Annotated in this window: 24 protein-coding genes; 17 read left to right on the top strand and 7 right to left on the bottom strand. The window is 75.0% G+C overall.

All coding sequences use genetic code 11. From position 1 onward, the window contains the following. Positions 1-50: 50 nt before the first annotated feature. From FYW95_RS06975 to FYW95_RS06965, 3 genes are all read right to left on the bottom strand, one after another. Positions 51-692 carry a formylglycine-generating enzyme family protein gene (locus FYW95_RS06975; protein ID WP_160050184.1) on the bottom strand — a complete coding sequence of 214 codons (642 nt, stop codon included), beginning with the start codon at positions 690-692 and terminating at the stop codon, positions 51-53. A 402-nt stretch (positions 693-1,094) separates the two neighbouring features. Then, the gene (locus FYW95_RS06970) at positions 1,095-2,837 is read right to left on the bottom strand and encodes a helix-hairpin-helix domain-containing protein (protein WP_160050183.1); all 1,743 of its coding nucleotides are present in this window, start codon (positions 2,835-2,837) and stop codon (positions 1,095-1,097) included. A 66-nt stretch (positions 2,838-2,903) separates the two neighbouring features. Further along, positions 2,904-3,407 carry a MarR family winged helix-turn-helix transcriptional regulator gene (locus tag FYW95_RS06965; RefSeq protein WP_159942030.1) on the bottom strand — a complete coding sequence of 168 codons (504 nt, stop codon included), beginning with the start codon at positions 3,405-3,407 and terminating at the stop codon, positions 2,904-2,906. A 94-nt stretch (positions 3,408-3,501) separates the two neighbouring features. Here FYW95_RS06965 and FYW95_RS06960 point away from each other — a divergent pair, with 94 nt between their 5' ends. Beyond that, positions 3,502-5,778, top strand: a complete 2,277-nt coding sequence (locus tag FYW95_RS06960; protein ID WP_159942031.1) for an LLM class flavin-dependent oxidoreductase — start codon at positions 3,502-3,504, stop codon at positions 5,776-5,778. Between the two features lie 4 nt (positions 5,779-5,782). On the opposite strand, the gene FYW95_RS06955 is transcribed toward FYW95_RS06960, so the two are convergent. Then, on the bottom strand, positions 5,783-6,736 hold the full coding sequence (locus tag FYW95_RS06955) for an aldo/keto reductase (RefSeq protein WP_201294739.1): 954 nt from the start codon (positions 6,734-6,736) through the stop codon (positions 5,783-5,785). 183 nt (positions 6,737-6,919) lie between these two features. On the opposite strand from FYW95_RS06955, the gene FYW95_RS06950 reads away from it, so the two are divergent. Beyond that, on the top strand, positions 6,920-7,711 hold the full coding sequence (locus tag FYW95_RS06950; RefSeq protein WP_159942032.1) for an MSMEG_4193 family putative phosphomutase: 792 nt from the start codon (positions 6,920-6,922) through the stop codon (positions 7,709-7,711). A 20-nt stretch (positions 7,712-7,731) separates the two neighbouring features. Here FYW95_RS06950 and FYW95_RS06945 read toward each other — a convergent pair whose 3' ends face one another. Further along, positions 7,732-8,121, bottom strand: coding sequence for an SgcJ/EcaC family oxidoreductase (locus FYW95_RS06945; RefSeq protein ID WP_159942033.1), 390 nt, complete (start codon positions 8,119-8,121; stop codon positions 7,732-7,734). Positions 8,122-8,291: 170 nt separating this feature from the next. On the opposite strand from FYW95_RS06945, the gene FYW95_RS06940 reads away from it, so the two are divergent. The 3 genes from FYW95_RS06940 (at position 8,292) to FYW95_RS06930 (ending at position 10,553) form a co-directional block, all read left to right on the top strand. Beyond that, positions 8,292-8,873, top strand: coding sequence for a DUF3090 domain-containing protein (locus FYW95_RS06940; RefSeq protein ID WP_159942034.1), 582 nt, complete (start codon positions 8,292-8,294; stop codon positions 8,871-8,873). 5 nt (positions 8,874-8,878) lie between these two features. Next, positions 8,879-9,682 (top strand): SCO1664 family protein, encoded by an 804-nt coding sequence (locus FYW95_RS06935; protein ID WP_159942035.1) that lies wholly within the window; start codon positions 8,879-8,881, stop codon positions 9,680-9,682. Positions 9,683-9,752: 70 nt separating this feature from the next. Then, a complete protein-coding gene (locus FYW95_RS06930; protein ID WP_159942127.1) occupies positions 9,753-10,553 on the top strand; it encodes an HAD-IIA family hydrolase in 801 nt (266 codons plus the stop codon). 88 nt (positions 10,554-10,641) lie between these two features. Here the strand turns inward: FYW95_RS06930 and FYW95_RS06925 are convergent, their stop codons facing one another. Next, the gene (locus FYW95_RS06925; protein WP_159942036.1) at positions 10,642-11,025 is read right to left on the bottom strand and encodes an RNA polymerase-binding protein RbpA; all 384 of its coding nucleotides are present in this window, start codon (positions 11,023-11,025) and stop codon (positions 10,642-10,644) included. 943 nt (positions 11,026-11,968) lie between these two features. Between FYW95_RS06925 and FYW95_RS06920 the strand changes: the two genes are divergently transcribed. The 10 genes from FYW95_RS06920 (at position 11,969) to FYW95_RS06875 (ending at position 20,775) form a co-directional block, all read left to right on the top strand. Next, complete coding sequence (locus FYW95_RS06920) at positions 11,969-13,369, top strand: ATP-binding protein (RefSeq protein ID WP_201294738.1); 1,401 nt, start codon at positions 11,969-11,971, stop codon at positions 13,367-13,369. A 10-nt stretch (positions 13,370-13,379) separates the two neighbouring features. Beyond that, positions 13,380-13,784 (top strand): roadblock/LC7 domain-containing protein, encoded by a 405-nt coding sequence (locus FYW95_RS06915; protein WP_159942037.1) that lies wholly within the window; start codon positions 13,380-13,382, stop codon positions 13,782-13,784. Then, positions 13,781-14,140, top strand: a complete 360-nt coding sequence (locus tag FYW95_RS06910) for a DUF742 domain-containing protein (protein WP_159942038.1) — start codon at positions 13,781-13,783, stop codon at positions 14,138-14,140. Before FYW95_RS06915 ends, FYW95_RS06910 begins: the two co-directional genes overlap by 4 nt. Further along, positions 14,121-14,726: a GTP-binding protein gene (locus tag FYW95_RS06905; RefSeq protein ID WP_159942039.1), complete on the top strand. Its 606-nt coding sequence runs from the start codon at positions 14,121-14,123 to the stop codon at positions 14,724-14,726. The genes FYW95_RS06910 and FYW95_RS06905 overlap by 20 nt, the downstream gene beginning before the upstream one ends. After that, entirely contained in the window at positions 14,723-15,970 is a 1,248-nt protein-coding gene (locus FYW95_RS06900) for a cytochrome P450 (protein WP_370462369.1), read from the top strand. The genes FYW95_RS06905 and FYW95_RS06900 overlap by 4 nt, the downstream gene beginning before the upstream one ends. Continuing rightward, entirely contained in the window at positions 15,967-17,211 is a 1,245-nt protein-coding gene (locus FYW95_RS06895; protein WP_160050182.1) for a cytochrome P450 family protein, read from the top strand. The genes FYW95_RS06900 and FYW95_RS06895 overlap by 4 nt, the downstream gene beginning before the upstream one ends. Positions 17,212-17,334: 123 nt before the next feature. Further along, on the top strand, positions 17,335-17,499 hold the full coding sequence (locus FYW95_RS06890; RefSeq protein WP_159942041.1) for a hypothetical protein: 165 nt from the start codon (positions 17,335-17,337) through the stop codon (positions 17,497-17,499). A gap of 146 nt (positions 17,500-17,645) precedes the next feature. Next, positions 17,646-18,335 (top strand): hypothetical protein, encoded by a 690-nt coding sequence (locus tag FYW95_RS06885; protein ID WP_160050181.1) that lies wholly within the window; start codon positions 17,646-17,648, stop codon positions 18,333-18,335. Between the two features lie 57 nt (positions 18,336-18,392). Then, on the top strand, positions 18,393-19,298 hold the full coding sequence (locus tag FYW95_RS06880; RefSeq protein WP_159942044.1) for a hypothetical protein: 906 nt from the start codon (positions 18,393-18,395) through the stop codon (positions 19,296-19,298). A 514-nt stretch (positions 19,299-19,812) separates the two neighbouring features. Beyond that, positions 19,813-20,775: a TIGR03557 family F420-dependent LLM class oxidoreductase gene (locus FYW95_RS06875; protein ID WP_159942045.1), complete on the top strand. Its 963-nt coding sequence runs from the start codon at positions 19,813-19,815 to the stop codon at positions 20,773-20,775. A 20-nt stretch (positions 20,776-20,795) separates the two neighbouring features. Here the strand turns inward: FYW95_RS06875 and FYW95_RS06870 are convergent, their stop codons facing one another. Continuing rightward, positions 20,796-21,422 (bottom strand): restriction endonuclease, encoded by a 627-nt coding sequence (locus FYW95_RS06870; RefSeq protein ID WP_159942046.1) that lies wholly within the window; start codon positions 21,420-21,422, stop codon positions 20,796-20,798. Positions 21,423-21,844: 422 nt separating this feature from the next. On the opposite strand from FYW95_RS06870, the gene FYW95_RS06865 reads away from it, so the two are divergent. Continuing rightward, complete coding sequence (locus tag FYW95_RS06865; protein WP_159942047.1) at positions 21,845-22,813, top strand: bile acid:sodium symporter family protein; 969 nt, start codon at positions 21,845-21,847, stop codon at positions 22,811-22,813. Between the two features lie 140 nt (positions 22,814-22,953). Next, positions 22,954-23,202 (top strand): hypothetical protein, encoded by a 249-nt coding sequence (locus FYW95_RS06860; protein ID WP_159942048.1) that lies wholly within the window; start codon positions 22,954-22,956, stop codon positions 23,200-23,202. The last annotated feature ends 105 nt before the right edge of the window (positions 23,203-23,307 follow it).

Genomic DNA, 23,307 nt, shown 5'->3' with positions numbered 1-23,307 from the left:
CCTGGGGCATTTTGGATGATCTACGTGGTAAAGGTGGATATTGTCCATTTTTACCGTGAACGAGCCAGGCGGAAGCCGAGATCGTCCACCCGCAGGGTCGGGTGGCTCCTGCGGCGGCACGAGGCCCGGCAGCCGTGGGGGAGGTCGTTCCAGCCACCGCCGCGGAAGACGCGGTAGGGGCCGTAGACGGCGGGGTCGTAGAGGTCCCAGCACCACTCCCACACGTTGCCGATCGTGTCGTGCAGCCCCCAGGCGTTGGGCTCCCGGGTGGCCACCTCGTGCGCCCGGGAGCCGGAGTTGGCGCGGTGCCAGGCGATCGCGTCCAGGTCGCCGTGGCGGACCTCGGAGGACCCCGCCCGGCAGGCGTACTCCCACTCCGCCTCGGTGGGCAGGCGGTAGCCGTCGGCCTCCCGGTCCCAGGCCGTGTCCAGGGCGTCGGGGTCCCCGCCCGGGGAGTAGCAGGGGGTGAGGCCCTCCGCGCGGGAGAGCCGGTCGCAGAAGCGGACGGCGTCCAGCCAGGAGACCTCGGCCACCGGGACCCGGGGGCCGTCCGGGGTCCCGGAGCCGGGGGCGGCGTACAGTCCGCAGGTCACCGGGTGCGCCGCCAGGGAGAAGGCGGCGACCTCGACCCCCCACTCGGTCCGGGTGCCCTCGTCCCGCAGGACGATCTCCCCGGCGGGTATCGCGATCATGTGCATGCCCTATTCCCTATCCTATCGGTGGGAAATGCGCCATGGGGGTGCCGAGACGCTCAACCCGCGTACGGCGCCTCCCGTTCGAACGCGTGCTCCACGAGCGGGCGCTGGGTGCGGTGCGTCTCCGGCCCCGGCGCACCGTCGGCCACGGCGCCGAGCAGGGCACCCGTGCGGAGGTCTCCGAGGGCCGATCACCGGGGCCGCGACACCGGGCGCCGCGGGCTGGGCGCGCTCTTCGCCGGCACCGGCGGGCGGCGGGCCCTCCTCGGCACCGCAGGAGTGCCCGAGCCCGGCGCTGACGGCTCAGCCGTGGGCGGTCTTGTGCTTGTAGCGAGGTCCGGCGCCCGGATTCGCCACGAGTACACGGTCAACGGGGTTCGGCCCCGCGGTGGAAGCGGCCTACCCCTCGCGGAGGATGCGCACCAGGCGGGTCGTGCGCTCCCGGGCCGGGTTCTCCCGCACGCCGGTCTCCAGGGCGCCGCCGGTGGCGTCCACCAGCGACACGTGGCGGACGGCCCGGGTCAGCACCGTGTACACCTGCGGGCGCGAGACCGGCACCTGCGGCGGGAAGACCGCGACCACGGCGGGCCAGCGGCCCCCGTGCGCGGCGGCCACCGCGACCGCCCAGCCGGGGCGCAGCGCCGAGGGGTCGGCCACCTCCACCCGCCTGCCGTCGTCCAGCTCCACCACGGCCTTCCCGCCCACCTCGCGCAGGTGTCCGGTGTCGCCCGGACCGTAGCCCGGTCCCTGGGCGGTGAGCACCACCCGGTCTCCCGGATCGAACCCGCCGTGGGCGCCCGGCCCCGGGTTCAGCCGCTCCTTGCAGGCGGCGTTGAGCGCCCGGGCGCCCGCGGGGCCGTCCTCGCGCGCGGCCACGACCTGCACGTGCGCGGCGTCGATGCCCAGGGCGCGCGGGATCGAGTCGGTCACCAGCTGCACCACGCGGTGCGCCGCCTCCTCGGCCGAGGCGGCCGGCACCCGCACCACCTCGCGCTCGGGGGCCGACACCTCGGGGACCCCGCCCCCGGCCACCGCGGCGGCCAGTTCCGCGATCGGGCCGGGCCTTCCGGTGCCGGCCACCCGCGCCGTGTGCGCCACCCGGGAGGCGGCCACGTCGAGCACCACCTGGCCCGGGGCGGCCGAGGGCGCCTGGTCGGGGTCGGCGAGCAGCACGAGGTGGGCGCCGTCCGCGCACACCGACGCGAGTTCGGCGGCGCGGGCCGTTCCCACCGACATCGCCTCGCAGAGCACCACGAGCCCGGCCTTCAACGGGGCCTGTTCGAGCAGCCGGGCCAGGGACAGCGCCGCCACGGGGGAGGCGTCGTCGTCCGGGGTGCGGACCCGGGCCAGGTCGGCGTTGACGGCCGCGGCCGTCTGGGCGGTCGGTGCGGCCAGGGCCATCCCCACCTGGCTGTCGGTGGCGATCGCCTCCATGCACACCAGGGCCCGGGCCACCTCGTCGGCCTCGCCAGGGCCGTGCCGCAGGACCGTCACCGGCCGCAGGGCCACGGTGACCAGGGCCTCGCGCGTCTGTTCGGAGAGGGTGAACCCGTGCGCCTCGGCGGTCGCGTCCACGGTCTCGGCGGCGGTGGCCGAGTCCATGATCGGGTCGTTGCCGCCGATCAGCCGCAGCAGCTGCCCGCCGAGCCGCTGCTCGGCGCGGCCCACGTCGGGCAGGGCGTAGAAGCGCTCCGGGTCGGGCAGTTCCGGTACCCCGCCCTCGGTGAAGTCGAAGTCGTCGTCGCCCTCGTCGAGGCTCTCCAGCACCACGGCGGCACCGTCGGCCACGGCCGCCTCCAGCGCGGCGGCGGGATCGGCCACACCCAGCTTGCCGACCACGGTGGCCAGCCGCCTCTCCTCCACGGCGGTGTGCCCGCGCGCCGCGGACATCCGCAGGACGTGCGCGGTGAACTCCGCCAGCCGCCGGGGGTCGTCGGGGCGGGCGCCCTCGCCCAGGTGCCGGCGGGCGCAGAAGTCGGCCTGTTCCACGGTCACCTGGGGCAGGCGCAGCAGCAGCCACGGGTTCGCGTCCAGCCGCGCGGCGGCACCCGGCCCCAGCGCGGTCGCCAGCCGGGGTGCCAGGGCGCTCGGGGCGCCCATGCCCTCAAGGACGGTACTGAGCTGTTCGACGGCCTCGGACACCTCGGGCGGTTCCCCTCGTCGTGTGCGGTTCGCGGACCCTGGGAGCCTACCGACTCGGGGGGACGTTCAGCTCCGGTCCCTGCCGACCACCTGGCGGACGGCCGCGCACGGGTCGGTGTGCGGCGCGCTCTCCTGCACGGCGGTGGCCGCCCGCTGGGCGAGGTCGCGCAGCAGCGCGCGGGCGGGCTCGTCCAGACCGGCCAGGACCTGCTCCTCGACGTGCTCCACCCGTGCGCGCACCCGGGCCAGGACGGCGCGCCCGTGCTCGGTGGCGCACACCCGCCGCACCCGCCGGTCGTCGGGGTCGACCCGGCGCCGGACGAGGTCGGCCGCCTCCAGGTCGTCGAGCAGGTAGGTCATCACGCTGCGGTCGATGAGGAGCCGCTGGGCCAGGGCCGCCTGGGTGGGGTGCTCGCCGGGCGCGACCGCGGCGAGCACGTTGTAGCCCCGGCCGCCGTGCGGGAGCTCCTCCAGTTCGGCCTCGACCCGCTCGTGCCAGCGGCGCAGGAGCACGGCCAGGGACCAGCCCAGGTTCGGGGCGGGCGCTGTCTCGGGAGTGGTCGATGCCATGGTCCCAGGCTACCAGGAATAGGTGGTTTCCCAGATAAGTTGTTAACAACATCGTTTGCTGAACAAACTACCTTGGCCCCCTGGAGACGACACCATGCCCGACTACGGACACCACCTGAGCTTCGGCAGTTTCCTCACCCCCACCGCGGAGGACCCCGAGCGGACCGTCGCCCTCGCCGAGGCCACCGAGGCCGCGGACCTGGACCTGGCCACCTTCCAGGACCACCCCTACAACCCCGGCTTCCTCGACACCTGGACCCTGCTGAGCTGGGTGGCCGCGCGCACCACACGCCTGCGCGTGTCGGCCAACGTGCTCAACCTGCCGCTGCGCCCGCCCGCGATGCTGGCCCGGGCGGCGGCCAGCCTGGACCTGCTCTCCGGCGGGCGCCTCGAACTCGCCCTGGGCGCCGGGGCCTTCTGGGACGGCATCGAGGCCATGGGCGCCCGACGGCTGACCCCGCGCCAGGCCGTGGACGCCCTCAGCGAGGGCATCGACGTCATCCGCGCGGTCTGGGACACCGGCGCGCGCGGCGGCGTGCGGGTCAGGGGCGAGCACCACACCGTGAACGGGATGAGGCGCGGTCCCGAACCCGCACACCCCATCGGGATCAGCCTGGGCGCCTACAAGCCCCGGATGCTGCGCCTGGTCGGCGCCAAGGCCGACGGGTGGCTGCCCAGCCTCGGCTACCTCAAGCCCGAGGACATGGCGGAGTCCCACCGAGTCATCGACGAGGCGGCCCGGGCGGCCGGACGCGACCCCCGCGAGATCCGCCGGGCGCTCAACCTCGCCCAGACCGCCTTCCTGCCCACCGGCCGGGGCTTCCTCCAGGGGCCGCCCGAGCAGTGGGTGGAGGACCTGCTGCCCCTGGTCCTGGAACACGGCTTCGCCACGTTCATCGTGGGCACCGACGACCCGCGCGCCATCCGGACCTTCGGCGCCGAGGTGGCCCCCGCCCTGCGCGAGGCCGTCGCGGCCGAGCGGGAGCGCACGGGCGTCCGGACCGGCCCGGTCCGCCCGGCCGCGGCCCTGGCCGCGCGCCGCCCCGGGATCGACTACGACGCCGTTCCCGAGACCCTGCGGTCGGGCGCGGTGGAGCCCGGTGACCGCGCCTACGCCCGGGTCCGCCACGGCTACATGCAGCACGGTTCCCCGGGGCTGGTGCTGCGCCCGGACTCCGCCGAGCGGGTCGCCGAGGCCCTGGCCTACGCCCGCGCCCAGGACGCGGAGCTGCACGTGCGCAGCGGCGGCCACGGGATCAGCGGCCGTTCCACCGGCGACGGGGGCGTGGTGGTGGACCTGTCCGCGATGAACGCGACCGAGGTCCTGGACGCGGGCACCGGCCTGGTCCGGCTCGGCGCCGGGGCCCGCTGGGGCGAGGTGGCGCGGGCCCTGGCCCCGCACGGCCTGGCGATCAGCTCCGGTGACCACGGGGGAGTGGGCGTGGGGGGTCTGGCCACCACCGGCGGCCTGGGCTACCTGTCCCGGTCCCACGGGCTGACCATCGACAACGTCACCGCGGCCGAGGTGGTCACCGCCGACGGGCGCCTGCTGCGCGCCGACGCCGAGCACCACCCGGACCTGTTCTGGGCGATGCGCGGGGCGGGCGGCAACTTCGGCGTGCTCACCGCGGTCGAGGTCACGGCCGCGCCCGTGCGCGAGGTGGTCCTGGGCCAGTTCGCCTACGACGCCACCGACACCGCCGCCTTCCTGCGGGCCTGGGGAGAGACCGCCGAGGCGGCGCCGCGCGGGGTCACCGCCTTCCTCACCCTGGTGCCGGGGCGGGCGGGCGGCGGCCCCGTGGCGCAGGCGATGGTGGTCCACTCCGACGGCGACACCGACGCGGCCGTGCGCGCGCTGGAGCCCTTCCTCGCGGTGGGGCCGGTCCTGGACCAGCGCGCCCAGCTCGCCCCCTACCCGGCGATCCTGGTCGGCGCGGACGGGCCGCACCGGGGGCACGGCCTGCCCGAGGCGCGCTCGGGTCTGCTGCGCCACATCACCCCCGAGGCGGCCGAGGGCACGGCCGCCATGCTCGCCTCGGGGGACGCGGCGTTCGTGCAGCTGCGCCAGGTCGGCGGCGCGGTCAACGACGTGGCCGCCGGCGCCACCGCCTACGCGCACCGGTCGCAGAACTTCTCGCTGGCGGCGATGGGCACGGCGCGGCGGGCCGCCGACCTGGACGCGCGCTGGGCGGACCTGGAGGAGCACATGGAGGGCCTGTACCTGAGCTTCGACACCCGCACCGGTCCCGAGGTGCTCGCCCGGGCCTTCCCCGGGGCCACCCTGGAGCGGCTGCGGGCCCTCAAGGCCGAGTACGACCCGGACCAGGTGTTCGACAAGAACTTCCCGATCGCGCCCGCCGTGCGCGTGTGAGGGGTCAGCGCCCGCCGCGCGCGGTGGCGTCGTCCAGGGCGTCGCGGATCTTGGGCGGCAGCTCCACGCTCTCCACGCGCAGGATCTCCTCCAGCTGCGGCAGGGTGCGCGGCCCCACCACCGCGGCGGCCACGCCCTCCTGGTCGCGGGCCCAGCTCAGGGCCACGGCCAGGGGGGACACGCCCAGGCCCTCGGCCGCGGTGCACACCGACTCCACCACCCGGCGGCTGCGGTCGTCCAGGTAGGGCTCCACGTAGGAGGCCATGTGGGGGAAGGCGCCGCGCGAGTCCGGCGGTGTGCCGCCCCGGTACTTGGCGGTGAGCACCCCCCGGCCGAGCGGGGCCCACGCGATCACGTGCGCCCCGGCCGCCGCGGCGGCGGGCCGCAGCCCGTGGTCGGCGTCGCGGTTGAGCAGGGAGTACTCGGCGCCCGCGCTGATCAGGGGCACGTGTCCGGGCCGGGCGCGCTGCCAGGTGGCCAGGGCGGCGAACTGCCAGGCCTCCAGGTTGCCGGTGCCCACGTAGCGGGCCTTGCCCGCGGCCACGGCCGCCTCCATCGCGGCCAGCGACTCCTCGGGCGGGGTGCCGGGGTCGTACACGTGCAGCTGCCACAGGTCCACGTGGTCGGTCTGCAGGCGCCGCAGCGAGGAGTCCAGGGAGGCCAGCAGGTGCCGCCGGGAGGCGTCCACCGGCCGGTAGCCCTCGGGGGTGTGGCCGGTCTTGGTGGCCACCACCACGTCCTCGCGGCGCACCGAGGAGCGCAGCAGCCGCCCCAGGATCCGCTCGCTCTGGCCGCCGGTGTAGATGTCGGCGGTGTCCACCAGCGTGCCGCCCGCGTCGACGAACGCGGTGAGCTGCTGCCCGGCCTCCTCCTCGGAGGTGTCCTTGCCCCAGGTCATCGTGCCGAGAGCGGTACGAGACACCCAGAGCCCTGATCTGCCCACCTGTCGCTGTTCCATGCGGCGGAGAGTACCGTGTCCGTCCGACGCGGTCCCGGGGTACGGCCGCCGCGCGCGCCTCCGGCAGCGCTCTGACCGGCGCCGACGTCCTGGCGGCGTGGGGCGGCGGTCGCCCGGGGCCGGGTGTACCCGGTCGCCCGCCTTCCCGCCCGCCCCGTGCGGCGCGGGCCTACCCTGGTGCCCATGGCGACACCCTCAACACCCCAGGACCCAGCACCCCGGGACACCCGGCCCGCGACCGTCACCCTCGTCCTCGTCCGGCACGGGATGACCGACGCCACGGGCCCCCGCCTGGCGGGGCGGGCCGAGGGGCTCCACCTCAACGACACCGGCCGCGCCCAGGCGGCCGACCTGGCCGCCCGTCTGGACGGGCTGCGCCCGGCGGCCCTGGTCTCCAGCCCGCTCGAACGCTGCCAGGAGACCGCCGGGGCGATCGCCGAACGGCTCGGCGTGCCCGTCACCAGCGACGAGCGCTTCCTGGAGTGCGACTACGGCTCCTGGACCGGGCGCGGCCTGGCCGAGCTCTCGGACGACCCGCTCTGGCGGGTGGTGCAGGACCACCCCAGCGCCGTCCGCTTCCCCGGGGGCGAGGCGCTGGCCGCGGCCTCCGCCCGCGCGGTGGAGGCGGTCCGCGACTGGAACCGCCGTCTGCTCCTGGCGCCGTCCGCGCCGGGGGCTCATCCGGAGGGGCCTCCGGCCGCCCCGCCCGTGTACGTGGTGTGCAGCCACGGGGACATCATCAAGGCGATCGTGGCCGACGCCCTCGGGATGCACCTGGACCTCTTCCAGCGGCTGCGCGTGGACCCGTGTTCGGCGACCTCCATCACCTACACGCGCACCCGTCCCTTCCTCAACAAGCTCAACGACACCGGGGAGAGCCTGTCCGCCAGCCTGCCCACCGCGGCCGAGGCCCGCGGGGACGCGGCGGTCGGCGGCGGCGCGGGCAGCGCCGAACCGGCGGCCGGCCCCCGCTGAGGGGCGCGGCGGGGGCGCGGTCATCCCGCCACGACGGTGTTCTGGCCCACGACGATCTCCCACCCCCGCTCGCCCCGGGCGAAGACGTAGACCGCGCTGGCGCGCGGCGCCGCCGTCACCTCGCCGCCGGCGTCCACGGGGGTCTGCGCCACGTGGACGGCGACCACGTCCGGGCGGACCTCCAGGGCGTCGACCACCTCGTAGCGCGCGTAGGCGTCGGCCAGCCGCGGCGCGACCTCCCTGCCGAAGGCGACGAAGGCCTCCCGGCCCCGGATCCGTCTTCCGGCGGCGTTGGTCCACAGCGCGTCGGGTGCGAAGTGGCCGCCCAGGGCGACGGGGTCGTGGTCGTTGAAGGCGTCCTCGAGGCTCCGGACGAGGGCGTGGATCTCGGGGTGCGCGGTCTCGGCCATGGTGCTCCTCGGATGTGTGGAGGGGAGTGCGTCCTGCCGGTACCAGACAACAACCTCAACCATGGTTGACGTCAATCTCCGCGTGCGGTGCCGCGGCCGGGCGGACGGGGCCCGCCAGCGCGCCCGGCGGGTTTGGCGCCGGGCCCGCCGGATCCCGTAAGGTTCTTTGCATGCCCGTCTTTCAGTTCAATCCGCCGGAGCGGTTCATCGCCGGGACCGTGGGCCAGCCGGGAGAGCGCACCTTCTTCCTCCAAGCCGTGGGCGAGGGGCGCATCACCAGCGTGGTGCTGGAGAAGGCTCAGGTCGAGGCGCTGGCCACCCGCATCGAGGAACTGTTGGAAGAGGTGCACCGGCGCTTCGGACCCCCGACCGACGACCTCGACCAGCCCGAGGACGAGGGGCCGCTGGAACAGCCCATCGAGCAGGACTTCCGGGTGGGCACGCTCGCCCTGGCCTGGGACGCCGAGGCGGCCCGCGTCATCATCGAGGCGCAGGAGATCGACGAGACCGCGGGCGAGGAGCTGGTCGAGGACGAGGAGGAGGAGCTGGAGGTCTTCGCCGAGGAGGCCCCCGCCCACCGCGACGTGCTGCGCGTCTACCTGACCCCCGGGGCGGCCCGCGCCTTCGCCGGGCGCGCCCTGAAGGTCGTGGCCGCCGGACGTCCGGACTGCCCGCTGTGCGGCCGCCCGCTGGACCCCACCGGTCACGTGTGCCCCCGCCAGAACGGCTACCGTCCCGACCGCCTGGTCTGAGATCCGTGGACGAGGACACCGCCCGCGAGCCGCGCGCGCACCCCGGGGGGCCGGGCACGGAGGACACCGCCGACGCCTTCGACGGCCTGGACCCGCGGGCGGGGCTGGAACTGCTGCGCACCGGCGACCTGACCGTCGAGGGGCGGCTGACCTCGGCCTCCAACGCCACCCTGTACTGCACCGTCTCCGACGGGGTGCGCTCGGCCGCCTGCGTGTACAAGCCGGTGGCGGGGGAGCGCCCGCTGTGGGACTTCCCCGACGGGACCCTGGCCGGGCGCGAGGTGAGCGCCCACGCGGTCTCGGAGGCCCTGGGCTGGGCGGTCGTGCCGCCGACCGTGCACCGCGACGGCCCCTTCGGCGAGGGCATGGCGCAGCTGTGGGTGCACGGCGACACCACCGTGGACCTGGTCGCGCTGTCCCGGCGCACCGACGACCCCGCCCTGCGTCGCATGGCGGTCTTCGACGCGGTGATCAACAACTCCGACCGCAAGATCGGCCACCTGCTGCCCACGCCGGGCGGGCACCTCTACGGCTGCGACCACGGCGTCTCCTTCGCCGAGGAGTACAAGCTGCGCACCGTGCTGTGGCAGTGGCAGGGGCAGCCGCTGCCCGCCGAGGCCCTGGAGGGGCTGGTCCGCCTGCGCGAGCAGCTCCTGGACCCGGCCAGCGCTCTCGCGCGCACCCTGGCCGCGCACCTGACCGGCCCCGAGGCCTACGCGGTGCGCAACCGGGTGGACCTGCTCCTGGAACACGGCATCCACCCCTACCCGGCGCCGGACTGGCCCGCCGTCCCCTGGCCGCCGATCTGAGCGCCCCCGGTGTGAGGAGTCTCAACTACCGGAAGGTAGGAATGGCGTGCCCGTCGCCGCTGACGGCACAATGGGGCACGTGAGCAACCAGTGGAACTACCTTTTCGACATGGACGGCGTCCTCGTACGCGAGGAGCACCTCATCCCCGGCGCCGACGCGCTCGTCGCGGAGCTGCGCGAGAACGGGATCCCGTTCATGGTGTTGACCAACAACTCCATCTACACCCCGCGCGATCTGCGCGCGCGCTTGCTCAACACGGGGCTGGACATCCCCGAGGAGTCCATCTGGACCTCCGCGCTGGCCACCGCCCAGTTCCTCCAGACCCAGCGCCCCGGCGGCTCGGCCTACGTCGTCGGCGAGTCCGGGCTGACCACCGCCCTGCACAACGTCGGCTACGTGATGACCGAGCGCAACCCGGACTACGTCGTGCTCGGGGAGACCCGCACCTACAGCTTCGAGGCCATCACCCGGGCGATCCGCCTGGTGCGCGACGGGGCCCGCTTCATCGCCACCAACCCCGACGAGACCGGGCCCAGCGCCGAGGGTCCGCTGCCCGCCACGGGCGCGGTGGCCGCGCTGATCGAGAAGGCGACCGGGCGCCGCCCCTACTTCGTGGGCAAGCCCAACCCCCTGATGATGCGCTCGGCGCTGCGCCGGATCGGCGCGCACTCGGAGAACACCCTCATGGTCGGCGACCGCATGGACACCGACGTGCTCAGCGGGCTGGAGGCGGGCCTGCAGACCGTCCTGGTGCTCTCGGGGATCTCCGGGCGCGACACCGCCGAGCAGTTCCCCTACCGGCCCACGCGGGTGATCGAGTCGGTCAAGGACCTGGTGGGGGCCACCCGCGACCCCTTCGGGCAGGACTGACCGGAACGGTCCGGGGCGGCGCGGCCCGGCACGGCGACGGGGGCGGTGGACACTGGTCCACCGCCCCCGTCGCCGTGCCGCGGGATGGTCAGGCGCTCTGCCGCTGCTTGGCGAGCTCCTCCACCTTGGCCGCCTCCTCGCGGCGGCGCGCCCGCAGCAGGGCCAGGCGTTCGGCGAGGACCTCTTCCAGGTCCTCCATGCTCCGGCGCTCCAGCAGCATGTCCCAGTGGGTGCGCACCGGCTTGGCGGTCTTGGGCTCCTCACCGCTGCCGTCCCGGCGCAGCGCGCGGTCGCCGCAGAAGCGGCACTCCCACTCCACGGGGATTTCGGCCTCGGTCGCGAAGGTGACCGAGAAGCGGTGGCCGCGGGTGCAGTCGTAGGTGACCTCCTGCCGCGGGGCCAGGTCGGTGTTGCGGTCGTTCTCGTAGCTCGTCGCCCCGAGCCGGGTGCCGCGAAGTGCTCGCTCGGCCATCGTGTGGGTGCCTCCAGGCGCTCGTGCGGTCTCGCGGGGTGTAACGCGTCGGTCCACGTCAAGATTCCCCGCGCGCCCGGGGTCGAACCTCCCGGGCCCCGGGGCCACCCCCGTGCCTTCCGGACCGCCGTCCGGTGCGCCGAGTCTGGCACACCTGACCTGGGGCGCTTCCGACCGCCCTTTTCGGGTGTGTCCGTATTCCAGTCGCGGAGGTAAGAAAACATCCGTCTATGTCGGGTTCCTCGCCGTTCGGCTTCTCCCGGGACATCGGGGAAGGGGGTCGGACGCGTTTCCGGGGCCTGGTGTTCGGTGGGATCTTCTTTCGTGTTTTTGTCACTCTAACGGAATGGATGCGCCTGGCGTCCCCTTTGGTGCTCCGTGTGCGGTTCTGCGGCGCGTGGGGGCGGAGGGATTCGGTACCTTTTTCGCGCCCTCCGGGAACTGTGCTGACTCCGGTGCGTGACGGCGCGGGCGCACCGGGGTGCCGGGGGCTCCCTCCGGGCGGCGGCGTGGGGTCCGCCCCGCCTGGGGCGCCGCCGTCACACTGCGTTCCGCCACGCTCCGCGTTCGCGTGTGCGGCCGGGGTTCACGGGGGTGCCGTTCCCGCAGTTCGGGGCCGGAATTCCCCGTGGTCGCGACAATGGGAGCCGGGAATTTCTGGCGAGTTTCCGAAAGTCCATTGTCACTCTCCGGTGTCGGTGTCCGGAAGCCCTTGCGCGCAAGGTGTTTCGTTGCTCTTTCGTGCTCGCCATAAAACGGTGATTATCCGGACATGACCGTTTGTTAGATCTGGTGTATGTTGACTCGCTGTGCGCTGAAAAGTGCGAGTCGCGTCCATTGTGCGCTTCCTTTTCGGTGACCCCGGTGCGCGGGGAAACCCCCTCTTCGGCGCGCTCCTCCCGTGGAGGACCAGGAGTAACGACGCGGCTGGACGTGGAGCCCGATGACTGCTTGGAACACCCCCCGCCTCCGCGCGGCCTTGCCGTCGTGGCTGGCCGCGCCGCGCTGGCTCCTCCTGCCGCTGGCGGCGCTGCCCCTGTGGGCCCTGACCCCCTGGCTCGCGCCCGGTGCCCGCGCCCTGCCCCTGCTGGCCGCCTCCGCCGTCCCGCTCCTGCTGCTGGCGGCCCTGGCCCTGGCGCTCAACCGCCGCGACGGCCGGGCCCGCGAGCTGGGCGCCCGCCTCGACGCCCTGCGCGCCGACACCGTCGCCCTGGCCGAGGAGCACCTGCCCCGCCTGGCCGGGCACCTGCGCGAGGGCGACTCCGCCGACACCGCCCTGCGCCGCCTGCCCCCGCCCGCCGACCACGGTGCCCGCGCCCTCCTGCGGGCCGCGGCCACCGAGATCGCCGCGGCCGAACGCCGCCGCTCGGCCGCCATGGTCGCCTGCGCCACCGCCGCCGGACGCGTCCAGGCCCTGACCACCACCATGCTCGCCGACCTGCGCCGGATGCAGGAGCGCCACGGCGACGGAGAGGCGGGCACCGACGTCCTGGGCGACCTCATGCACCTGGACCACAGCACCGCCCAGGCCGGGCGCATCGCCGACAGCATCGCCGTCCTCACCGGAGCCCGCTCCGGACGCCGCTGGGGCCGGGCGATCGGTATGGAGAGCGTCGTGCGCGGCGCCATGGCCAGGATCGGCGCCTACCAGCGCGTGCGCGTCCACAACGCCTCCACCCAGGCGGTCGCCGGATTCGCCGCCGAGGGCGTCATCCACGCCCTGGCCGAGATCCTCGACAACGCCGCCAAGTTCTCCCCGCCCACGTCCGAGGTGCACGTGCACGTGGAGGAGGTCCAGGCCGGGATCGCGGTCATGGTCGAGGACGGCGGCCTGGTCATGGGGGAGGAGGCCCTGCGCCGGGCCCGCCGCACCGTCGAGAACGGCCTGGACCTGGCCGCCATCTCCGGCACGCGCCTGGGCCTGTCCGTGGTCGGGCAGATCGCCCGCCGCTACGGCCTGTCGGTGGCCTTCCGCTCCTCCTCCCGCGGCGGTACCGCGGTGGTGCTCCTCCTGCCGCAGAAGCTCATCAAGCCCCTCCCCGCGCCCGGCGCCCCCGACGCCGTTGCCGAGCCCGCGGCCCCCGCCGCCTCCCCCGATCCCGCCTCCCCGGCACCCGCCCCCGACGGAAGCCGACGCCCCGCTCCCAACGCCCCGCCCCCGGCCGCCCCCGCCGGGGGCGCCGCCCCCACGGACACCAACGGACTGCCCCAGCGCCGCCGAGGCCAGACCCTCACCGCCTCCCGGAGCACCGACCCCGCCCCCACCCGGAGCGGCCCGGCCACCCCGGCCGCGGGGTTCGGCGCCTTCCGTTCCGCGGTGCGCGGCCAGGACACGACCGGATAAGGACGCACGCATGGACCTCGACAAGTTGACCTGGCTGCTCGAAGGGCTGCTGGAGCGCACCCCCGGCGTCCGGCACGCCCTCGTGCTCTCCCGCGACGGGCTCAAGCTGTGCCACAGCTCCGGCCTGCGCACCGACAGCGCCGACCACCTCGCCGCGATCGCCGCCGGGGTGCAGAGCCTGGCGCACAGCGCGTCGGTGGAGTTCGGCGACGGGGCGGGCGGAGTCCGCCAGGCCATGGCCGAGTTCTACGGCGGCCTGCTGTTCATCGTGGAGGCCGGACACGGCGCGCACCTGGCCGCGATCACCTCCGAGGAGGCCGACCCGGGCCTGGTCGGGCACAACATGAACGAGCTGGTCGAGCAGATGGGCGCCTACCTGTCCACCCCGCCCCGCGCCGCCACCGGTCCCGCATGACCCGCCCCCACCAGCAGGAGGGCCCCGACCGCTTCTACGTCATCACCTCCGGCCGCAGCGGCGGGGCCGAGGACTCCCTGGACGCGGTCACCCTCGTCGTGGCCGAGAGCGCGCCGGTCCCCGGCATGCAGTCCGAACACGCCCGGATCCTGCGCCTGTGCCGGGCCCCGATGGCGGTCGTGGAGGTCTCCGCCCACCTGCGCCTGCCCGTGGCGATCACGCGCATCCTGCTCACCGACCTCATCGACGCCGGGAGGGTCACCGCACGCCACCCCCGGCCGGCGCCCTCACCGGCCCAGCCCCCCGCCTCCCCGGACGTGTTGGAGAAGGTGCTCGTTGCACTCCACAACCTCTGAACCCCCCGCATCCCCGCCCCCGCTGCCCGACACCGCCGAACGCGCCCTGAAGATCGCCGTCGTCGGCGGCTTCGGGGCGGGCAAGACCACCCTGGTCCGCTCGGTCAGCGAGATCCGCCCCCTCAACACCGAGGAGACCATGACCCGGGCCGGTGCCGGGGTGGACGACCTGGCCGGGGTGGAGGCCAAGCGCTCCACCACGGTCGCCTTCGACTTCGGCCGCATCACCCTGGACGCCACCTCGGTCCTGTACGTCTTCGGCGCCCCCGGACAGGAGCGCTTCTGGTTCCTGTGGGACCGCCTGTTCTCCGGCGCGCTCGGCGCGGTCGTGCTGGTCGACACCCGCCGCCTGGACGACTCCTGGTACGCCATCGACCGGCTGGAGGCCCAGGGCACCCCCTTCGTCGTGGCCCACAACGACTTCGGCGAGGGCGAGCACACCCTGGAGCAGATCCGCGCCGCCCTGGACCTGGACCCCCACGTGCCCCTGGTGCGCTGCGACGCGCGCGTGCGCGACTCGGCCAAGCGGGTCCTCATCGCGCTCGTGCGGCACGTGAGCGCCCTCGTCACCGGGGGTGTGCGGTGAGCGCCCCCCGCACCCGCCCCGCCCACCCGGACGGCACCGACGCCGTGCGCCTGGGCGGCCCTGGCCCGAGCGCCGCCGACTTCCACCGGGACCTGCGCGCGCGGTACGGCCCGGTGGTGCCCGTGCTGCTGGACCGCGACGTCCCCGCCTGGCTGGTCATCGGCTACCGCGAACTGCACCACGTGCTGAGCAGCCCCGACGTGTTCGCCCGCTCCTCCGAGCGCTGGAACGCCTGGGAGCGGGTCCCCGCGGACTGGCCGCTCATGCCCATGGTGATGCGGCGGCCCTCGGTCCTGAACTCCGAGGGCGCCGAGCACCGCAGGCGCGCCGGGGCGGTCAGCGACGCCCTGGCCGGAACCGACGTGCACGAGCTGCGCGCGGTCACCGTCCGCATGGCCGACCGGCTCGTCGACGGCTTCTGCGCCGCCAGCCGCGCCGACCTGCGCACCGCCTACACCGCCCGCCTGCCCGCCCTGGTCCTGAGCTGGCTCTACGGTCTGGACGACGAGCGCGGGGACCGCACCGCCGCCCTCATGACCACCATGATCGACGGCGGGCCCGAGGCCGTGTCCGCCCAGCGCGCCCTCATGGCCGCCATGGCCGAACTCGTCGCCCGGCGCCGGGCCGCCCCCGGCTCCGACGTGGTCTCGCGCCTGCTCGCCCACCCCGCGGGCTACACCGACGAGGAGGCCGTCCCCGAGCTGGTCATCCTGCTGGGCGGCGGCAACCAGCCCACCGGAGAGTGGCTGGGCAACGCGCTGCGCCTGATGCTCACCGACGACCGCTTCGCCGCCTCCCTCGCGGGGGCCCGCAGCAGCGCCCAGGAAGCGCTCAACGAGGTCCTGTGGGAGGACACGCCCACCCAGGTGCACGCCGGGCGCTACGCCGTCCACGACGTGGAACTGGGCGGCAGGCTCGTGCGCGGCGGCGACCTGGTGCTGCTGGGGCTGTCCGGCGCCAACACCGACCCCGGCGTGCGCCCGGGGCCCGGCGCCCCGGGAGGCCGCGGCAACCACGCCCACCTGTCCTTCTCCCACGGCGAGCACCGCTGCCCCTACCCCGCCCAGGAGATCGCCGAGATCATCGCGGTGGCCGGGATCGAGGTGCTCATGGACCGGCTGCCCGACCTCGAACTGGCCGTGGACCCCGCCGAGCTGCGCTGGCGGCCCTCCCCGTGGGTGCGCGGGGTCGCCTCCCTGCCCGTCACCTTCACCCCCGTACCACCCCTGGGAGAGCAACGATGACCTGCCCCGTTCAGCACGGCTCCGACGGAACCGTGGTCCTGGACCCCTACGTCACCGACCTGCGCACCGAGCGCGAGGTGCTGCACGCGGCCGGACCCCTCACCCGGGTCGGCCTGCCCGACGGCGTGACCGCCTGGGCGGTCACCCACCACGCCGCCGCACGCGACCTGCTCACCGACCCCCGCCTGGTCAAGGACATCGCCCACTGGGACGACTACCAGAGCGGGCGCATCCCCCAGACCTGGCCCCTGATGAGCACGATCCCGCCCGGGCCCACCACCCTGCTGGGCGCCGACGGCGAGGAGCACCGGCGGCTGCGCCTGCTCACCGCCCGCGCCTTCTCCGCGCGCAGCGTCGAGCGGCTGCGCCCGCGCGTCCGGGAGCTGACCGCCGAACTGCTCGACGCCATGGAGCCGCGGGCCGACCAGCCCCTGGACCTGAAGTCGGAGTTCGCCTTCCCGCTGCCGATGAACGTGATCGGCGAACTGTACGGGGTGGACCGCGGCGAGTTCGACCGCCTGCGCGAGCTGTACGTGGCGTTCTTCTCCTCGGTCACCGGCCCGGAGGAGTTCATGCGGGTCTACGGCGAGCTGGAGGCCTTCTACAACGGCATGATCGCCGCCAAGCGCGCCGAGCCCGGAGAGGACCTGACCAGCGAGCTGCTCAACGCCGGGGAGAACGGTGACGCCCTGACCGACGTGGAGGTGCGCGGCACCCTCCAGGTCACCGTGGCCGCCGGGCACGAGACCACCGTCAACCTGCTGTGCAACGCCGTGCGCGCCCTGCTCGCCCACCCCGACCAGTTCGCCCTGGTCAAGGCGGGCGAGGTGGGCTGGGACGCGGTCGTGGAGGAGACCCTGCGCTACGACCCGCCCACCTCCAACACGGTCTTCCGCTTCGCCACCGAGGACGTGGAGGTCGGCGGCCAGACCATCCGCAGGGGTGAGGCGCTCATGGTCTCCTACGGGGCCATCAGCCGCGACCGGACCGAGCACGGCGAGGACCCCCACCCCGACTCCTTCGACCTGACCCGCACGCGGGGCCGCCACATGTCCTTCGGGTACGGGCCGCACGTGTGCCCCGGCGCCACCCTGGCCCGCATGGAGGGCCAGATCGCGCTGCCGATGCTCTTCGGGCGCTACCCGGACCTGGAGCTGGCCGTGCCCGACGCGGCGCTGCGCAACCACCACTCCATCATCGTCAACAGCCTCCAGGAGCTGCCCGTGCTCCTGCGCCCCTGACCCCGTCCCGGCCCGGCCGCGCGGGCGGCCGGGCACCCCCTCCACCCGAAGGACCGAGACGGCCGACCCCGTCCGGTTGCACGACCGCAGCCTCACCGCCGACCCGGCGCCCTCTACCGGCGGATGCGCGCCGGGGCGCCGCTCCCCCGCCTGGCGGCCCGGATCATCCCGCCGATGCTCTCCGGGCGCTTCCCCGACCTGCGGCTGGCCGTGCCGGACGAGCAGCTGCGTGTGCAGGCCGCGCTCTCGGAGCAGCCTCAGGGAGTCCCGGCGCTGCCGCGCTCCTGAGGCACCCGCCGGACCACGCGCAGCGGGACGGGGCCGGTACCGGACGGGGGTCCGGGTCCGCGTAGGGTGGCTTGCCGCGTTACCGCACTTCCCGCGCCCGGGCCCCGTGAGCGGTCCGCGCGGTGCCGCCCCGGAGGAGCCCGCCCATGACGACCGAGACGATCACGGTCCGGCCCGGAGCCTCGGGCCTCTTCCGGCTCGTCCGGGAGTACCCCCGGGCGATGGGGTCCGGCGGGGCCCTGCTCCTCCTCTCCCTCGTCCTCTTCTGGCTCCTGGACTCCGTCGACTTCGCGGCCCTGGCCTTCCTCGTCCTTGTCGGACTGGGAGCCTGGAGCGCCTACCCCCTGCTCTACGGCCTCAACGCGCGCGTGGAACTCACCCCCGACTCGCTGGTCGTCCGCGACTGGCTCGGCCGTCGGCGCCGACTGCCCCGGTACGGGATCGCCGCCGTCACCAGGGTCAGTTTCCGGCCCGCGGACGAGGACGGGAACCGGGAGGTCACCTGGCTGACCGTCGTGCTCGGAGCGGACGGCCGCGCGCTCAGCGTCGCCACCTGGGTGTGGCCCCGGGAGGCCCTGCGCGAGGTGTGGCGGCGCATCGGCGCGCCCTGGGACACGTGGGAGGACTCCGACCTGCCGCCCCTGTCGGCCCTGCGGGAGAGCCACCCGGGCTGCGCCTGCCGTTCGCGCACGCGCACAACACCGCGTTCCAGACCCTCTGGCGCCGGGTCTCACGGCCGTGACCACGGTGGTCGTCATCGTCGCGATGGACTGACCCCGGTCCCGGCGGGCGCGTCCGCGCCAAGAAGTCCTTACGTTGCGCAGCCCCCGTGTTGACGCGTCCGGGCCGTAGGCTCGCCTGGTCGCGGTTTCTCACGGGGGGAGAAAACGGGCATGACGCCGAACCGGTGGGCCGTCGCGACGGCCCTGACCCTCCTCGTCGCCACCGGCTGCGGGCTGGAGCGGCAGGCGGCCCCGGCCGCGGACGGGCGGGAGGGGGTCGGGTTCGCCGCACACGGCTACCGGCCCGTACCAGAGCCCCGCACCCCCGCGGCCGAGGACACCGGCGCCGGGCCGGGGACCTCCGGCCCCTCGGACACGGAGTCCCCCGGCGGCGGTGTCCCGGCGCGGTCGGTAGCGGGGGAGGCCCCCGAGGACGTCGTGGAGGGGTACATGGCGGCCCTGTCCGCCACCGGGGACCCCGAACAGATGCGAGGGGGGCTGGCGCTGGCGGCGCCGGGGTCCACCGCGCACGCCTACCTCACCCACCAGGCGGCGGTCGCCCAGGCCTGGGTCGACGAGGGCAGCCCGGCGTGGAACACCGAGGTCCGCTCCGGCGCCGACGGGTACGAGCTGTGTCCCGAGGACGCCCCGGCGGCGGACTGCCTGTCCTACGGCGGCTTCACCTTCGAGGACGGCCTGCTCAGCGGCCTGCTCGTGGAGGACCGCGACCCCGGGCCGGGGCTGCTGGTGGCCGACGGGACCCGGACCGGGTCCGCGGGAGTGCGCGCCACCCTGCTGACCGCCTACCAGTCGGTCACCGACAAGTTCCTCGTCGTGACGGTCGAGTTCGCCGCGGCCGACAGCGTCAGCCTCGACCTGACGCACGCCTCCTACGAGCGCGCCGACGGCGGCGGGGAGCGTGTGCAGGAGGCGGTGGGGCGCTACGAACTCGACGCCGACACCGCCACCCACGCCGTGTTCTTCTTCCCCGGGGCCGTCCCCGGAGGCACGCTCCGGGTGGGCGGCTGCCTGGAGGAGTGCTCGGCCCTGGTCGACATCGCGCTGCCCGTCGAGTGAGGCGGACCGACATAGAGCGGGTCCTCTTCCAGGGCGCGGGCCAAGGCGCCGGGGATCTCCTCCTGGCGCCAGTCATCAGCCGCGGCCTCGGGCGTGGCGAGGAGGAGCAACGGCGCCAGGAGGCCGAACAGGGCCAGAAGAGGCACGCCTGAGGGGGAGGAACGGCGCACGGGGGTCTTTCCAGGGCTCGGGTGGTCGTCACGACCTATCGCCGGGTCTCCTGTGGGGCACACTGGTCCGCTCCGCCGCGGCTCAACGGCCTCCACCGCGTTCGGCACCGTTGTGTGCCCCGTCCTTCCCCGCGCACGGGTATTCGGTGCAGGCCATCTCCCTGCCCCGGCGCGTGGGCGGTCGCCTGAGGGGTCCCGGAAAGGCACTGCGGCGGCGGAACGAGGTCCGGTCGCTCCGGCCCCGCCCGGCGTGTACGACGGCGCCGGAGCAGTTACGGAGGGTAGTTGTAGGGAGAGCGGGCGCCACGGCCCGCGCGGCCGGGAGCCGACACCGGGGGAGACGGATGCGGATCGGATACAAGCTGGCGACCGAGGCCTTCGGGCCCGAGGAGATCATCCGGCAGGCGGTGCTGGCCGAACGCGCCGGGTTCGACTTCGTCGAGATCAGCGACCACTTCCACCCCTGGCTGGACAACCAGGGGCACTCACCCTTCACCTGGACCGTGCTCGGCGCCATCGCCGCCCGGACCGAACGCGTCGGCCTGGTGACCGGGGTGACCTGCCCGACCGTGCGCTACCACCCCGCCGTCATCGCCCAGGCCGCCGCGACGCTGGCCCTGGTCTCGGGCGGGCGCTTCGTCCTGGGCGTCGGATCGGGGGAGCGGCTCAACGAGCACGTCGTCGGCCAGGAGTTCCCCGACTCGGTCGACGTGCGCCACCACATGCTGCGCGAGGCGCTGGAGATCATCCGCCTGCTCTGGAGCGGTGGCTACCACTCCTATGAGGGCGAGTACCTGCGCCTGGAGGACGCCCGGGTGTTCGACCTGCCCGAGGAGCCCCCGCTGATCGCGGTGGCCGCGAGCGGGGCGCGCTCGTGCCGGCTGGCCGCCGAGTACGGCGACGGGCTCTTCGCCACCGAGCCCAGGGCCGAGACCGTCGGAGACTACCGCGACGCCGGGGGCCGCGGGCCCGGCTACGCCGAGGTGCCCATGGCCTGGGCCGAGGACGAGCACACCGCCGCGCAAGCTGCGCTGGAGACCTCCCGGTGGGCGCTGACCGGCTGGAAGGTCATGAGCGAGCTTCCCAACCCGGTCAACTTCGCTGCAGCTACCACCACGGTGCGCGAGGAGGACATCCTGGGCCACTTCGCCTGCGGCCCCGACCCCGAGCGCTACGTCGAGGCCGCCCGCGGCTACGTCGACGCGGGCTTCGACCACCTGGTCATGCAGAACGCCGGCCCCGACCCGGACGGGTTCATCGACTTCTACCAGCGGGAGCTGGACGGGCCGATCCGCGGCCTGGCCTGAAAGCCCGGGAGCCGCCGCGCTCACGCCCGCGGCGGCTCCGGCACCTCCACGCCCGCCATCCACCGGGCCAGCCCCTCGCGGTCCACCAGCACCATGTGCCCCTCGCCCTCGCTCGCCGCGGCCTCGGTGAAGCCGTTGGAGGCCACGAAGATCCCCCGGTAGCCCGTGTAGCCGCTGTGGAGCACGCCGATGAGCGCGCGCACCTCGTTGGGCGGCACCGGATTGGTCCACCGCTTGCACTGCACCGCCACCGCCTGACCGTCGGGGGCACGGCCGAGCACGTCCACCCCGCCGTCCTCGGCCCCGCCCACCACGGTCACCGCGGTGTAGCCGTGCACCCGCATCAGACCGGCGACGTGCTCCTCGAACTCCGGGCCCGACATCCGGTCCACCTCGGACAGGTCCACCCGCTCCAGCGCCCGCCGCTCCCGGGCCAGGCGCACCCGCCTGCGCGCCCACAGGGCCAGGGCGGCGGCCGCCAGCGCGCCCGCGCCCCACAGCACGGGCAGGCCGGCGCTCTGGACCACCCACGCGCCGACCATCAGCGCCACGACGAGCGCCAGGACCAGGGCGTGGCGGTGGCGCCACACGAACCGCCACTCGCGGGGACCGGTGTTGGCTGGGCTGTCGGAGGATGTGTGGGTCATGGGAAGTCATCTGCCCAACCTGTCCCGATCCTCACCACCGCTCCTGTGGTGATCCCCACGACGGGAAGGACGTTTGCCGCCCGGCGGGACTCCGGCCGGGGACGGTCCCCGGCGTGCGGCCATGAGGAGCGGTGCGGGCCTCCCCGGCGGGGGAGGCCGTGACCGCGAGCGGGCGGACGGGTCCGCTCGGCCACGACGGCGACACCGCCGTGGCGGCTGATCGGGAGAGCCGCTTCGGCGCACGGGTACTGCGACCGGGGGCGCGACCCGTCCCTGAGCGCCCGCGGCCCCGCCCCACCCCGGGCGGAGGCCGCGCGGCCCCGCGCAACTACCATGGCCGCGCGGCGACCGACCCCACGCGGCGGCGACCGCCCGGGGACCGGCGTCCCTCCGCCCCGGGGCAGACACGGGAAGTCACAGCCATGACCCTCATCAAGAAGACCGCCGACGCCGTCGGCCGGTGGTTCGCCCCCCTGGTCCTGCTCGGCGGTGTCGCGGGCCTCCTGGCCCCCGCGCAGACCGCCCTCGTGGCACCGCACATCCCCCTGCTGCTGGGGGTCATCATGTTCGGCATGGGCCTGACCATGCGCCCGGTGGACTTCGCCGTGGTCGCCCGCCACCCCCGGGCCGTCGTCCTCGGCGTCCTGGCCCAGTACACGGTCATGCCCCTGCTGGGCTGGGCGATCGCGCACGCCCTGGGCCTGCCGCCGCTGCTGGTGGCGGGCATGGTCCTGGTCGGGTCCTCGCCCGGCGGCACCGCCTCCAACGTCATCGTCTACCTCGCCCGCGGCGACGTGGCCCTGTCGGTGGCGATGACCTCGGTCTCCACCCTGCTCGCCCCCGTCCTCACCCCGCTGCTGGTGCTGGGCCTGGCCGGGTCGACCCTGCCCGTGCCCGCGGGCGACCTGTTCGTCTCGATCCTGCAGATCGTCCTGCTCCCCGTGGCCGCGGGCCTGCTGCTGCGCATGGCCGCCCGCCGGGCCGTGGAACGGGCCCTGCCCGCCCTGCCGCTGGTCTCCGCCACCGGTATCGTCGTGGTGGTCGCCGGCGTGGTGGGCGCCAACGCCGACACCGTGCTCTCCACCGGCCCCCTGGTGGCGCTGGCCGTGGTGCTGCACAACTGCCTGGGGCTGGGCCTGGGCTACCTGGTCGGCGCGGCCGTCAGGCTGCCCGAGAGCGCGCGCCGCGCGGCCAGCGTCGAGGTGGGCATGCAGAACTCCGGCCTGGCCGCGGCCCTGGCCACCGCGCACTTCGCCCCGCTCGCGGCCCTGCCCGGTGCCCTGTTCTCCGTCTGGCACAACCTCTCCGGGGCCCTCGTCGCCACCTACTGGGCGCGCCGCGCGCCGCAGGACGCCCCGACCGCACCGGCGGAGGACACGCCCCGGTCCTGAGCGGAGGCGCGGGCGGGCCCGGGACCGAGACGGTTACCCCGGCGAGAGCGGATTCATGCCTGACCGCCCTGGCCCGCACCGGACACCCTTCCTGTGGTGATCGGATGGGGACACAGGGTGATGAGTGCCAGGCTGGGGTCATGCCAGAGCGTCACCGCCCGTTCGCCCGCCCCCGCGCCGTACTCCTCACGCTCAGCCTCGTCCTGGCCCTGGGCGATCCCCACGGCCCGCTCGCCGTCCGAGCCCCCGCAGTCCGCCCCGCCCCCGCCGCCGAGACGGCGGCGGCGGAGAGGGCGGCGCCGCGGCCCAGGGCGCCCCGCGACCGCTGCGCGCGGTCGGCCAGGCGCCGGTGGGGCGTGGTTCCGCGGCCGCGCTGCCACTGGGACTGACGAACGTGGCCCGGACCGATCGTCCCTGCCCCGCCGCCCCCGTCGGGGAGGGGCCCACGCCAGCCGCAGGCGCCCCAGGCCGGCGAACCGCTCGTGGCCGCGGTT

The sequence above is a fragment of the Nocardiopsis sp. FR4 genome (genome assembly GCF_009830945.1).
Taxonomy (GTDB): Bacteria; Actinomycetota; Actinomycetes; order Streptosporangiales; family Streptosporangiaceae; genus Nocardiopsis.
The sequence above is the reverse complement of the archived record's forward strand: the minus strand, read 5'-3'. Positions and strand labels throughout refer to the sequence as shown.